The organism is Ruegeria spongiae, assembly GCF_023502395.1.
Classification (GTDB): Bacteria; Pseudomonadota; Alphaproteobacteria; order Rhodobacterales; family Rhodobacteraceae; genus Ruegeria_C; species Ruegeria_C spongiae.
The window spans coordinates 16,794-31,560 of the sequence record NZ_JAMFMB010000023.1 but is presented as its reverse complement, the minus strand read 5'-3'; the positions used below and the strand labels follow the sequence as shown (position 1 = coordinate 31,560).

Below are 14,767 nucleotides of genomic sequence, written 5' to 3'. Positions count from 1 at the left end.
TGCTTCCCGCCATAGCGTGTCGCTGAGCAACGGGTTTTCCGTACGCAGGTTATCGTCAAAGCCCTGCCAGCCTTCTATCAGTCCGGTCGAAATGTCAAACCAGTCCAAGTGGGTTGTGGATTCCACCAGCATCAGCATGCCGCCAGGGCGCAGCAGCTCACAGAGCCGCTCAAGCGTGTCCGGCAGATTGCGACTCGCGTGCACCGCGTTGGCTGAAACGATCAGGTCGAAGCTTTCTGGTTCAAAGCCTTGCCCCGCGATCGGCAATTGCATGTCAAACACGCGATAGTCGACATCCGGATTGCGGCCAAATCGTTCGCGACCGAAATCGAGAAACACATCCGACACATCCGAATAGACATAATTTACCGAACCCGGCGGCAAAGTGGCCAGCAAAGACGAAGTTGTGCCGCCGGTTCCCGCGCCAACCTCGAGAATCGAAAGTCGCCCCGCAGGGCTAAGGGCACCCGCCAGAGACAACAGGACCGAAACGGCCAGTTGATTGATATAGCGCATCGTTGCGCTGTTTTCATAGAGGCTTCTGGCAAGCGAGAAGTCGCCCTCTGGAAACAGGGTCTCGAGCGGGTTTTCCGCTCCTCTCACGACCGACCCGGCCATCCCGGCGCAATGCCGGACATATTCCAGCAGTGGTCGATTATCGCTGAACTCCTCTTCTGCCTCTTCCCAAAGCTGCGCCATTGCAGTGCGGCGCAGTTCAGCCGGCGCTGAATAGTGGTCATTCAGTACGTTCAACTCTCCCGTCCCGGCAAGGCGATCCAGCCAACGGCGGAGCAGCGGCCGATATATCCCGTCTGCGCCAAGGCGCGCTTGGACCTCCTGCAAGGAAAGAGCAGTCGATGGCGCATCAAACACACGAGCATCAACTAGCGTATTGCGGGCCGTGGCAATAGTAATCTCCGAGAAAAGGGCCCATTTCTTTGGATAGGAATAGACGTTCAAATCCAGCGGCGCACGTTCGGCCTGAAGGTCTAGGGCGGACGTGGCAAGTTCCCAGGTGTTAGGGCCGCTGCTCTCTGTGGTTTCGCGAATGTCGATCCAGTGCCGTTTGCGCTGAAATGGATAGGTCGGTGCGCTCGGGCTTGGATTGTTCGAAGGCGAACCATCGTACAGGCCTTTCCAGTTGATTGATGAACCATCGGCATAAAGCTGACCTAGCGTGCCCAGAATATCGCTCCAATCGTTTCGATCTCGATGGAGCGTGCCGAGCAGATCCAGCTTGTGCTGCGGCAGAGAATCCTCGATCAGGCCCAGGAGGATGGGGTGCGGACCAATTTCGATCACATGTGTAATGTTATGTTCAGCGAGGGCTTTCACAGCCTCATTGAAACGCACGGGTTCACGCAGATTGCGCGCCCAGTAAGCGGCGTTTGCCATTTCGCCCGAGGTGTCGAGAGAGCCAGTCACAGTGGAAACCAAGGGCAGTTTGGGGGCGCCGAAATCGACCCCCGACATTGCCTGTTTCATAGCGTCTGCAACAGGTTCGACAAAGGATGAATGGGCCGCAAAGGGCACATCCAGCAATCTGGCACGGCATCCCATTGCTTCGAACTCTCTGACAGCGTTCGCTATCGCATCTTGTGGGCCGCTGATCGTGGTGTTATTTGGGCCGTGAAACGCTGCGATGCCGACCGTGTCCTGCTGTTGCGCGATATAGTTCGCGATCTCGTGATTGGGCGCAGCAATAGCGGCCATTGCACCACCGGTGCCCAGACTTTGCAGCAGTTCGCCGCGCCTGAGCCCGCCGAGTACAGCGTCACGCCGGGTCATCAAGCCCGCATAATAGGCCGCGGCATACTCACCAAGCGAGTGGCCGAGTACAAGCGAGGGAACGAGTCCAAAACTGTGACAGAGATCGACCATCGCGCACTGCATCGCGACCAGTGCGGGCTGCGCGACCGCTGTGTTCTGTAATACCTGCCCGGCGTCATCCCCGAAAAGTGCCTCTTCCAGCGAGACCGACATCTGCTGATCCAGATCGGCAGATGCCTGCGACAGGGAATTGCGGAAAATGTGCGAACAATCCCGCAAACTTGTGCCAGCACCGGCGAAATGACCACCTTGGCCGGAAAACAGAAAAGCGATCCTGGGCTGGCTCCTGTTTGCAGTATTGCCTATGATCGCGCGTTCATTCGGTTGACCACGCTGGAAATCGTCGATCGCGTCGATCAGATCCTGCCCGTTTTGACCTGTAAGCGCCAACCTGTGTCTGAACGCTGCGCGACCAGTATTGGCCGTTTGGCACAGGTGTTCCGGATCGGCGGCCTCGCGCAACCGATCTGCATAGCGTTGTGACAGGGTTTGCAGCGCCGTGCCGGATCTTGCGGATAGCGTAAGAAGATGTGTGCCTCGCCCTGGTGTTTTCGACAGGTCGGAAACAACTTGAACGGACGGCGCCTGTTCCATGACGAGATGCGCGTTGGTTCCGCTGAAGCCAAATGAACTGACCGCGACCTTCAGAGGTCTCTCTGCCGGTGGCAGTGGAGTAGCTTTTGTCGGAACCGACAAAGGCGCGGACCAGTCTATTTCAGGATTGCCGTCTGTAAGATTCAGATGCGGCGGAATCTCTTGACGCGACAAAACGAGAAGTGCTTTCGCTGCGCCTGCTATCCCTGCCGCCGCCTCCAAATGCCCAATGACGGTCTTTGCCGAGCCGACGCAAAAAGTGTCCCGCGGCGATTTTGCGGCTCCATACACGGCTTGAAGCGCGCCGACTTCGATCGGATCGCCCAACGGAGTGCCTGTTCCATGTGCTTCGACATAGGCGACATCCCTCGCATCGACGTCCGCCGCCTGAAGCGCAGACCGGATAACCGCTTCCTGCGCGGGGCCATTGGGGGCGGTCAACCCGCCGCTGCGCCCGTCCTGGTTTACAGCGCTGCCGCGAATGAGGGCCAGAACGGATTTGCCGTCGGCGAACGCCGTGGAAAGACGCTGCAATGCGAACATTCCGCATCCCTCACCACGCACATAGCCGTCTGCGGCCGCATCGAAAGTCTTGCATCGGCCATTTGATGCCATCATGCGTCCGCGTGAGAAGGTGATGTTCATCTCTGGCGTAAGGATGACATTCACGCCCCCGGCAAGCGCAAGATCGCATTCCCGCGCGCGCAGGGACCGGCACGCCTCATGCAGCGCGACAAGGGACGACGAACATGCCGTATCGATCGACAGGGCCGGGCCCCGGGTATCGAGAAAATAGGCCAGCCGCCCAGCGGCAACGCTGAAGGCGGTGCCCGTGCCAAAATAGGTCTCTATCCGATCCCGATCCGAGAACAGGGCGCGCCCATAATCTGAATTCGAGATGCCCAGAAATATCCCCGTGTCGGACCCGCGCAGCGTCTCAGGATTTATGCCCGCTGTTTCCAGCGCCTCCCACCCGGTTTCGAGAACGAGCCTGTGCTGCGGATCGAGACTGGCGGCTTCTTGCGGTGCGATCCCAAAAAACTCGGCGTCAAAATCCTCGATATCGTCCAGAAAACCACCGTGCCGGGTTGTCATATGGCCATCCAGATCGGGGTCTTCATCGTAAAATTGGTCTATCGACCAACGGTTTTGGGGAATTTCGGAGATCGCATCGGACCCTGACCAGAGAAGGCGTTCATAGTCTCTAAGGTTGTTGACGTGCCCGGGCAGCCGAAGGCCAACGCCGACGATTGCCAACGGTTCACGTTCGGAGGACTCGACCGCTTCAAGTTGCGCGCGCAAATGGCGAATTTCGGCCAGCGCCTTCTTTACGGTGGCCCCTGCTGAATTGTCGGTTGAACCACTCACTTGGGTGCCCTCCCGTCAAGTTCGGCTTGAAGCAGGGCCAGCGCCTCTTCGTCGCTGATATCCGCCAGATCGGAGGTCTCGGATGCCGGGGCCGAAACATGTTCGGGAGATGCGGGCACGATTTCCAGTTCCCAGATCCCCGCCAACCTGGACACGAGCCGGTCAAGTGTGGGGTGATCAAACAGAAGCGTGACGGGTAGAGGGCGCCCCCCGACCCGAACCAGTGTGTTGCGGAACTCCACCGCCATCAGTGAGTCAAGCCCGACGTCTTTCAGCGCGCTTTGCGGCGGAACAACGGTTGTCGGCGTCAGCCCGATTGTGGATTTTGCCAGATCTGTCAACAGTCCCAGTAGGGCGTTGTAGCGGTCGCGTGGCGGTATGCTGCGCAACGCGTCAATCGTTGATTTTGCGGATTCTGCTGATCTCCTGGGTCCTGCAGTTTTGCCCGCATCAGGGGCCACAAATGTGTCAAAATAATCGCGATCCAAGTTGCTTGGCGCTGTGCTTGTGAACCGTTGCCAGTCGATATTTGCGACCATTGACCAAGGACAGCCCGAGGTGATCAACCGCTCAGCTTCGGCGAACCCGTTCTCGGGTTTGATTGGCAGCACTCCGCGGTCCGCCCACGGATCGCGGCCTGCCTGTCTGAGTTCTTCGGACATTCCAGCTCCGTCCCAGGGTCCCAGGGACATGCAGGTTGCAGGCAGTCCGCGGGCACGACGCCGTCGCATCAGCGCATCCAGCGCAGCATTGGCCGCTGAATACACAGACTGGCCTGGAGATCCGAGCACCAGCCCCGCGCCCGAGAACGTAAGGAAGAAGTCCAGCTCAAGGTTGAGGGTCAATTCGTCCAGAATATGCGCGCCAGCAACCTTACCTCCAAATACCTCCGAGACGTCCTGCGCCGTTTGCCTGGTAAATGCAGCGTCGCGAAGCGAACCAGCCGCGTGAACGACACCCTTCAGGGGCCCGAGTTTCTGAGCCTGTCCCAGCGCCTCTGTCATTGCACCCCGATCCGCTGCATCGGCGTTTATGACGACGATATCAGCACCGGTTTCACGAAGGTTTTCGATTTCCGGAATATTCTTGTTTGCACCGGATCGGCTGCTTAGCACTATTTTGCGCGCGCCGCCGCCAATCAGCCAATGGGCGGCGTCGAGGCCAATTGCTCCGGTGCCACCCGTGATCCAATAGCTGGCATCGGGATCAATTTCGAAATCGGGATGGCTATTGCTGAGGACGATCTTTCCAAGGTGCCGGGCTTGCGCCATATGCCGGAAGGCCGCCGCCGCTTCGGTCAGTGCGAAATTATGCACTGGCAATGGTTCCAGTGATCCATCGGCGAATCCGTCCAGAACGGGTCCGATGAGGCGTTGCACGAGCCCGGTGTTTTTCAGAGCTTCCTCGCCCAGATCAAAAGCGTGGTAACGGACGTCCGGGCGCATCCCTTGGGCATCTTGCTGGCTCAGGATGTCGCGTTTGCCGAGCTCAAGGAAGACTCCGCCGGCGGTTGTCAGCTTCAAGCTTTCGGTGATGAAATCATCTGCCAGCGAATTGAGCACAACATCGACACCGCGATTCCCGGTCAGGTCTCTGATTTGCGCGGCAAATGTGAGGTCCCGCGAGCTGAACACATTCGTGATTCCCATTTCGCGCAGATATTTCCGTTTGCGATCTGACCCGGCGGTAGCAAAAATCGTGGCGCCAATTTTGCGAGCCAGCTTCACAGCGGCCATGCCGACCCCGCCCGCAGCGGCATGGATGAGGATTGTGCTGCCTTCTTTCAGAGAAGCCAGTTCATACAAACCATAAGCTGCGGTTAGAAAAGCGACCGGCGTTGCTGCAGCGCGTGCGTCGGACAGGTTATCCGGGACCGGAACGAGAACCGAGGCCGGAGCGACCGCTTCGGTTCCATGCGCCCAAGGGATGAGGCCCATGACCCGTTGACCGACTTCAAAACCCGACACTCCGGGACCGATCTCGCTTACTTCGCCCACACCTTCAGCGCCAAGGGGTACCGGCGCGCCGGGGTACATTCCGAGCGCCGAGAGCACATCCCTGAAGTTTACGCCCGAGGCACGCATCGCTAGCCGTACCTGGCCTTCAGCAAGGGTGTGCGGCGGTATCGGGCCGAGCGCAACCGAAACAGCGGTGTTTTCTCCGGTCCTCTCGAGTCGAACATGGTCGAGCGCGTCATGTCCGGACCGCACCAGGCGCGGGCGCAATCGATCTGCACCGCGCCGTGCGACCAGACGGGGGGCGTCTGCTAAAAGTTCAGCAACTGGCAAATCGGCATCGCCCAGCAATTCGAGGTCAATAACCCTCGGACGCAGTTCGGGGTGTTCCAGTGCAAGTGTAGACATCAACCCGGTGATTGATGCACAATCCGGATTTCCTAAATCATGTGCAGCGGCAGCCACAGCACCCCTGGTCACGATCGTGATTCTGGGGGGGGCGTCCGGCAAAGCGCTCAGGACTGCTTTGGTGAGGTTCAGAACTGCAATCACGCCTTCGGGCTGGCGCACCCCTGTGCAGCCGCCGGGGGCTGTATCCCATTGGCCCGATCCACAGCACAGTATGATATGTGCCAGCCCGCCAGGAGTTGTTCTCAGCGGCTCAAGAAATGAATGAATTGCGTTCTCGTCTGTCGGATCGAGATTGAGCAATCCCCCGACGCCAGCTGTTTCGCTGCTATCGAAGCAGGCCAGCGTTACCTTTCCCTCAGACGTGGTCAGCAGGTCGGCGATGATTGCCAGCTGTGTTCGATCCCCGCCGAGATTCACGATAAGCCAGTTGTCGTCCGCTTGATTGACCTCCGGCAATTCGGGAGCAAGTTCCCAGATTTCGCGATAGGACCCGACCTGAAGCTGACTCAGCGATCCGTTGTTGTCCGCGCGCAAAAATTCGGCGCCGTCGATCTGGGCGCAGGCCGCTCCAGTCGAGTCAAAGAACGAAATATCTGCACTAAATGCATTCGCGGAACGATTGCCGAGCCTGACCTCAACCGATTTGGGCCGCGTGTCCGAACCGCTGACGCGAAAGGTCTTGACGCCGACCGGCAGAAAGGCGGCCAACTCCGGATTATCGATGCATCCGTCTACCACCACCGAGGCAAGCTGGAAACCGGCATCGAGGATGAACGGAGATATGCTGAACCCTTCAGGACCGTCGCCATCGGCAAGCAGGGCGGTTCCGGTTCTCTCAGTTGTCGTGACATCGCGCAAGCGTTGAAAAGCGGGTCCGAGATCCAGACCCGAGCGGGTGTAATTTTGTCCCTCAGGCTGATGGGATGCTCCTGACCAGTCTTTGTGCAGTTCTCGTGCGAATGTCGTTGAGGTGGCAGTTGTCTCGGCCGTCGCCGTTTCTCTCCAGCATTGGCCATCCCAGCTATGCCATTTCAGACTGCTCCCCCCATCAGGCTTGCGCTGAACGGATATCTGCCACTTCGTTTCGGACTTAGGATCCAACACAAGCGGAGCGCCTATCGCGAAGTCCAAGATTTCGATCGCGGGTCCGAACACAGCACTTGCTGCTGCGATCAAAGCCTCAAGTATGGCTGTTCCCGGCATCAGAACTTGGCCAAAGACACGGTGCTCCGACAACCAATCCCAGGCTCCGTCCAGATTGCCATCGAAGACGTCGATGGCCTGTGATGCGATATGCTGGCGGCCTGAAAGCAACGGATGGATCGAGGCCTGAACTTGATCTGCCGCCTTTTGAGTCTGGCTTTGTGGTAACCAATGCCGCTGATGGTTCCAGGCATAAGGCGGCAACGACACGACCCTTCCCTCGGGCTGAAAGGCGTTCCAATCCGGCGTCACGGCGCAACCGAACAGGGATGCAGTTGCTGCTGCAACCGTGTCGCCTTCCGGCTGGCCGCGACGGAGCGTCGCGATTGATGTGCTCTGGTCGGATGCCGTGCTGGCGTGAATCGCCGCCGCCAGAACCGGATGCGGGCCAATCTCCAGAAAGCAGTCGATGCCGTCCTGTGACATGGTCGCTACCGCTTCGGCGAAACGAACCGGCTGCCGGACATTGTCACAAAAATGTTCGACCCCGACAGGCGACGCCAATCTGTCCCCTGTGACGGTCGAATATGCGGCCATCCGGGGTTCAGCGCCTCTCACATCTGCCAGTTCCGTGCGCAACTCTGGAAGCAATGCGTCCATCTGTGCGTTGTGGAAGGCATAACGCACCGGCAGTCGGTGCATCGCAATGCCGCGCTTGACGAGCGTTGTTTCGAGCTTGCTGACCGCGTCGACCGTGCCTGAGAAGACGCAGGTTTCGGGGGCGTTCATCGCCGCGATGCTTAGATCGTCTGGAGCGATCGGTAGAAACTCTTTTGCCACCTCTGCCGACAAGTCGACAGAGGCCATCGCGCCAGAACCATCAGCCCGCTGCATGAGACGCGCCCTGTGACAGACAATGCGTGCCGCTGTGTCAAGATCGAGCGCCCCTGCCACCGTCAGCGCCGCAATCTCGCCTACGCTGTGGCCAACCACGGCCTGAGGCTCAATTCCACGGGCTTTCCACATCTCGGCCAGCGCGAACTGGACCGCAAACAAGACCGGTTGGGCAATCTCGGTCTGGGCCAATCTGGATGTTTCTTCCGGACGGTGAATCTCTTCAAGTAAGGAATGCTGCCAATGTGGTTGCAGCGTGGCTTCGCATAGCTCAAGCGCTTGTAAAAATGCAGGTGAGGATTCCGCCAATTCGCGGCCCATTCCAACCCATTGTGCGCCCTGTCCACAAAACACGAAGGCCAATTTACCCTTGGGAACTGTTTCCGGGATCGACCCGTACCGCGAGGCTTGAACCAGTTTTTCCGTCAGTTCTGCTTTGGTTTTGCCGTGGACCGCCAACCGGTAAGAGTGATGCGTGCGGCGCTGTGCTGCTGTGAAACTGATATCCTGCAGGCTTTCATGAGTTTCACCAAGAAAGGCGGCCCATGCGTTGAGGCTTGTGGTGAGCGACTCGGGGCTCTGGCCGGTCAGCGGTAGAATGACGGGATCGTTCCCACGTGTATCGGAGCTCGTCAAGCCGACCAGATCCGGTGCATTTTCGAGCACGACATGTGCGTTGGTCCCACCTACGCCAAATCCGCTCACGCCCGCTCGCAGGGGCGTGTCCAGGCGTAGCGGTGTTGTTTCCCGCGGAATAATCAGACGGGTTCCATCAAGCGAAATATGCGGGCTGAGCGTTTCAAAGCAGGGCTGTCCCGGTATTTCGCCGTTCACCAGCACCAGCACAGATTTGATGACACCAACGACACCTGCCGCAGCCTCCAGATGTCCGAGATTAGCTTTGCATGTGCCCAAATAGCAGGGATCGGTGCCATCTTCATCGTGGCCGATCGTACTGGCGATCGCTTCAACTTCGATCGGGTCGCCCAGCTCCGTCCCGGTTCCGTGGGCCTCGACGAAACTGATGGATTGTGGTGAAACCTGCGCGGCTTCCAATGCTTCGCTGATAAGTGCCTCCTGGGCTGGCCCATTCGGTGCCGTCAGCAATGTCGACTCGCCGTCCTGGTTGACCGCTGATCCGCGAATGATTGCATGGATCCGGTCCCCATCCGCGATCGCGTCTGACATTCGTTTCAGTGCGAGAACACCGCATCCCTCGCCCCTGCCGAACCCATCGGCGGATTTATCGAATGCTTTGGATCGTCCATCCGGCGCCATGAAGCCTACTTTGGACAAGGACACCATTAGGTCCGGCGTAATCATGAGGGAGATTCCGCCTGAAAGCGCGAGATCGGACTCGCCCAACCGTAGGCTTTGACACGCGGTATGGAGAGCGACCAGTGACGACGAACAAGCCGTATCGATCGAGATACTGGGTCCGCGCAAATCCAGAAAGTGAGATAGTCGGTTGGGAACCACGCTATGGACACTTCCGGTCAGCGTGCGCAAATCCACCGCAGAAATGTCTCGGTAGGCCAGGGTTTGATAATCGCTGTGATAGCTGGCAACAAATACGCCCGTGCGGCTACCGCGCAGGTCTTGCACGCGTTGTCCGGCATCATCCAGAGCTTCGACGGCGCATTCCAGAAATATCCGCTGCTGCGGGTCCATCGCATCGGCCTCGCGAGCGAGAATGCCGAAGTAATCTGCATCAAAATGGTCGATCTGGTCGATAAATCCACCTCTCCGGGTGATCGATTTGCCGGGCGTCGATATTTCAGGATCGTACCATTTATCGACGTCCCAGCGATTGCCGGGGATTTCGGTGGTGGCGTCGCGTTTCTCTTTAAGGAGTGTCCAGAATTCACCCGGAGAAGACGCACCCGGAACACGGCAAGCCATGCCGACGATTGCAATCGGGTCCGCTTGCAGAACAGGGGCGGCGCGGCCGCGCATTTCCCGCGCCAGACTGGTCAGCTTCAAGGCCGAAAGCCCTGAAAGAAGTTGCTCCGAGCGTTTCATCCAGAACTATCTCTCTTTGGTTTTCGGAGCGCGCTGTATACGTCGTCGTCAGAGCTGTTCATGAGATCGCTCATCAAATCATCAAGCCCATCCATCTGCGCCGGTTGAACTGCCGGAGCGGGATTGGATCTTGGTGACGTGCTTCGGGGCGGCCCACCAGCGAGATGCGAGGCAAGCGCGGCGACGGTGGGGTGGTTCCAGATCAGGGTTGCGGGCAACGCCCTGTCCAGGGCAGCTTCAAGCCGGTTACGCAGTTCGATGCCCATGAGCGAGTTCAGGCCAAAGCTGCCCAAAGCACGCTGCGGGTCAATGTCCACGGGGTCGGATTTTAGGATTGCGCCAAGGTTGTCGCGGATAAACTCAACCAACAGTTCCTTTCGTGATGCAGCATCAAGCTCTGCCAGCTTTTTGCTGACTTCCGATGGAGCCGCTCGTGTTTCACCGGCCAGCTGATCGAACAGGGGCGCAGGTTGACCACGCGTTGTCTGGCCATAGGTGGTCCAATCGACATTCATCACGGTTGCGGATGCGCGATTGCGACAAAGCCAGGCAAAAATCGCTTCGGATTGCTCCGGTGCCATGGCCCTGACGCCTAGCCGCTCAAGTTCGGTGGAATCGGATGCCGCCTTGCCCTCCGCATGGGATCCCACGCCTGGCCACACACTCCACCCGATATAAATCGCGGGCTGACCGCGGGTCTGCCGCTTTGTTGCAAGTGCTTCGACTGCAGCATTGGCGGCCACGTAGTTGGCCATGCCAGCCGGGGCAAAAACATGCGCGACCGATGAGAACACGACAAAAAGATCGAGATCACTCAGCAATGCGTCCAGATTTTGTGCGCCTCGGTATTTGGCTTCAAGAACCTCGTCGAACTGATCGGCGGATAAGTCGGCGGAAAGGCCGTTCCTCACTTGGCCGGCCGCGTGGACAACGGTCTTTATCGGCGGGCGGGCTTCGCACTCGTAGCTGCGCAATGCCGAGTCCAGAGAGGGTTTGGAACTGACATCTGCCTGAATGTAGTGCACCGAACTGCCCGCAGCCTCGATCTCGCGCAGGAGCCGGATGCGGGCACCGTTCACTGATGCAGGGTCAATGCCTTTCCAGTCAGAACGGACAGGCAGCACTGAGCGGCCCATCAGAACGATGTGTCGGGCACCCTGCCGCGCCGCCACCAGTGCAATGCGTCCGCCTACACCTCCGAGCCCCCCCGTGATCAGGCATGCGGCGTCGCTGCGCCACGGCGCGCGTGCATTTGGTAGGCGATCAACACCGGCACGCATGCGCAGACCGTATCGATGTCCTTTCCGATAGGCTATCTGATCTTCGCTTTCGGTAGAAAACAGATCAATCAATATGTCGCCGGCTGCTTCACTCGCATCGGATTGAGGATCAAGATCGATAAGGCGTACAGACAACTCCGGATGCTCGCTTGCGACCACCCGCGCTGCCCCCCAAAATGCGGCTTGATCCGTGTCCAATTCCGGCTCGTCCGACGTCACCGGATGGGCCCCTTTGGCGACAAAAAACAAGCGCGGCGGTTTGTAGTGGTTACACTTTGTCAGGCGTTGCAACACTTCGAGCGGCAGAAACGGCGATGTGTTTTCACCGAAACCCAAGACAACAACCCGGTCTGGCATCTGGTCGAGGACGGTAAATTCGTCGATGCCGACGCATCGCACCAGGTTTTCGAACCGACCCAACTGCGCAGTCAGGTTCACTGCGAAATTGGAAGATGCCCCTACAATGAGCCATCTGGTGCCCGACTGCGTACTCTTGTCTGGATCCGCTTCGGTTCGAACCCATTGGGACGAATACAAGCAGGACAGAGTTTCGGCATCCAGCGGCGACGGTCCTACTTGATTGTCCGTTGCATGAGAGAGCTCTGCCTCTTCCAGCCAATGGCGTTTTTTCTGCCAGGGGTAAGGGGGCAGATGCACTGCACCGCGGTTCACTGAGGCAGCCGTGTCCCATTCCACCGAAACGCCTTTGGTCCAAAGTGTCGCCAGGGATGTGAGAAAGGCAGTTCCCTCTGGTTCATCGCGCAGCGTGGTTCCAACGGACGCCACCTCTGACGCCAGATCGCGCGCGGTATCTATGATAGCGGGCAAAAGAACGGGGTGAGGACCCAGTTCCACTACAATTGCATCATGTCCGCCGATCGCCTGAACAAGCGCGTCGTGAAATAACACCGGTTGGCGCAAATTCTTCGCCCAATAGGCGTTGTCGAGCGCGGTTCCGTCGATCAATGCTCCCTGAACGGTGGAATACATAGGGGTAAGGGCATGGCGTGGCACCAGGTTGGCAAGATCTTTGCTCAATTCATTCGCCAGAGGTTCCATCTGGGGGCTATGCGATGCCACATCCACCTTGACGCGGCGGCAGAAAATTCCGTCGCGCTCAAACTCATTGAGGGCGCGTTCCAGAGCGCTGATCTCGCCCGAGATGATACAGTTGCGCGGTCCATTTCTCGCGGCCAGAGACAATTCACCCCTGTATGACCGCAGTCTTGCACTTATGGCATCCGGATCCAGTTCGACTAACGCCATGCCTCCGGTCCCACTTGTTCTGGCCATCAGCTGACTGCGGTGCACAACGATTCTGAAGGCGCTTTTCAGATCAAGTGAGCCAGCAATCGCGGCGGCGGCGACCTCACCCATGCTATGCCCGACAACTGCATCCGGTTTCACACCTTTTGCTTGCCAGAGCGCAGCGTAAGCGATCGCCAGAGCCACCAAAGCCGGCTGGATGACGTCAATTCTGTCGAGGAGGAACGCGTCATCGCCAGGGTTCGAATTGAGCTGAGCCAACAGCGACCAGTCGACCAGATCGGCCAGCAAAGAATCACACTCATCCAGTTTGTTCCTAAACGCCGGTTCGCTGGCATAGAGTTCGCGGCTCATGCCTGTCCACTGCCCGCCCTGACCGGGTGCAACAAACACGATCTTGGGCTTGATGGCGCTGACTGACCCATCTGCAATGGCCGACCCGCCGCCGGTTTCTAGCTTCAGACTGGCGATCAGATCCAACCGATCGGATCCGACAAATACCGCCCGTTCCCGCAATGCGGTACGCCCGAGAGCCATGGCCGAGCAAAACCGCCCGATCGTGGTGGCGCTTTCAGTCTCGATCAAGGCAGCACAAGTCCGGGCAAGCGCCTGAAGGCCGGGCTTGCACGCGGCGGATAGCGGCAGGACCAAAGGCTTCTGCATTGCCGGTTCGACGGGGCTGGCTGTTGGCTTGGGCGGTTCTTCAACAATGATCTGCGCGTTCGATCCGGCAATGCCAAAGCTGCTGATTGCAGCCCTACGCCTGTGATCTTCCGGAGCCCAGGCGACCGGCGCCACCGGGACTGCGAGGTTCAGCCCGTCCCAGTCGATCTTCGGGTTTGGGTGCGACATGTTCAGGCTTGCAGGTATGATGCCGGTCTGAACCGCGAGGCTTGCTTTCAGCAACCCGGCCAATCCTGCGGCGCCCTCGGTGTGGCCGATATTTGTTTTCACCGAGCCGACATAGAGTGGTTGGGACGTTGCTCTGCCCGCTCCAAGCGTTTCGCCGAGCGCGGTCAGTTCGACCGGATCGCCAGTTGCGGTGCCTGTTCCGTGCGCCTCGACATAGCCGATCTGATCGGATGGCACTTGGGCATCGCTAAGAGCTTGCCCGATCAGGGACTTTTGCCCGGCTATTGCCGGTCGCCCCATAAAGCCGCTATTTCGTCCATCGTTATTGATGGCGCTCCCCCGGATCACCGCCCGAATCTGGTCGCCGTCTTCCAGTGCGTGATCGAGACGTTTCAGCAACACCATTCCCGCTCCTTCGCTACGTACGTAGCCATCGCCGGAGGCATCGCCGAATTTGCAGCGCCCGTCGGGTGCCATCATCCGGCTTTGCGAATAACCAACTGTGATGTGTGGGCTGAGGATGGCGTTGACACCTGCTGCAAAGGCCAGTTCGCTTTCCCCTGAACGAAGCGACTGGACGGCCAGGTGAACAGCCGTCAACGAAGAGGAACACGCCGTATCCAATGTCAGGCTTGGTCCTTCGAGACCAAGAAAATACGACAACCTGCCGGCAGTGGTGTAACGGCCGGATCCAACCGTCATTTCAAAATCGGTGTTTTCGGGATGGCGCATCAGACGAGCTTCGAAATCGCTGAGCCATTGACCCACATAAACGCCCACACGCCTACCGGATAGGCTGTGCGCATCGATCTGGGCATCCTCGATCGCATGCCACGCGGTCTCGAGAACCAGGCGCTGTTGCGGGTCCATGCGTTCGGCTTCACGTGGTGAAATGCCAAAGAAACCTGCGTCAAATGCGTCGATATTGTCCAGAAACCCTCCGAAACGGGTCATGATCCGCCCCGGTGTCGCGGGCGTGCCAGAGTAGAGCTGTCCGACATCCATACGGTCTGCGGGGATCTCGCCAACAGCGTTGATCCCATTCACCAGCAAATCCCAGTAGGATTGCACTGATTCCGCGCCTCCGGGAAACCGCAATCCCATTCCGATGATTGCTACGGCATTTTCGGACTTGGTCGCGACAGTCATACC

General features: G+C 58.6%; 3 protein-coding genes (1 of these 3 running past the window's edge). All 3 read right to left on the bottom strand.

Annotation, left to right across the window (positions count from 1 at the left end; genetic code table 11):
• Tightly spaced (each overlapping or abutting the next), the 3 genes in view from M3P21_RS16540 to M3P21_RS16530 form a layout consistent with a single transcriptional unit that may run on beyond the window.
• On the bottom strand, positions 1 to 3,792 hold the 5' portion of the coding sequence (locus tag M3P21_RS16540) for a type I polyketide synthase (protein WP_249711636.1). It extends 597 nt beyond the left edge of the window; 3,792 of the gene's 4,389 nt are visible here — the first part of the coding sequence; its start codon is at positions 3,790 to 3,792; its stop codon lies off the left edge, out of view.
• Positions 3,789 to 10,217 carry a type I polyketide synthase gene (locus tag M3P21_RS16535; RefSeq protein ID WP_249711635.1) on the bottom strand — a complete coding sequence of 2,143 codons (6,429 nt, stop codon included), beginning with the start codon at positions 10,215 to 10,217 and terminating at the stop codon, positions 3,789 to 3,791. Before M3P21_RS16535 ends, M3P21_RS16540 begins: the two co-directional genes overlap by 4 nt.
• Positions 10,214 to 14,764 carry a type I polyketide synthase gene (locus M3P21_RS16530; protein ID WP_249711634.1) on the bottom strand — a complete coding sequence of 1,517 codons (4,551 nt, stop codon included), beginning with the start codon at positions 14,762 to 14,764 and terminating at the stop codon, positions 10,214 to 10,216. Before M3P21_RS16530 ends, M3P21_RS16535 begins: the two co-directional genes overlap by 4 nt.
• Positions 14,765 to 14,767: the final 3 nt, after the last annotated feature.

Excerpts from the sequence above, each read along its gene's own strand:
- M3P21_RS16530 (WP_249711634.1), bottom strand. The coding sequence starts at position 14,764 with ATGACTGTCGCGACCAAGTCCGAAAATGCCGTAGCAATCATCGGAATG.
- M3P21_RS16535 (WP_249711635.1), bottom strand. The coding sequence starts at position 10,217 with ATGAAACGCTCGGAGCAACTTCTTTCAGGGCTTTCGGCCTTGAAGCTG.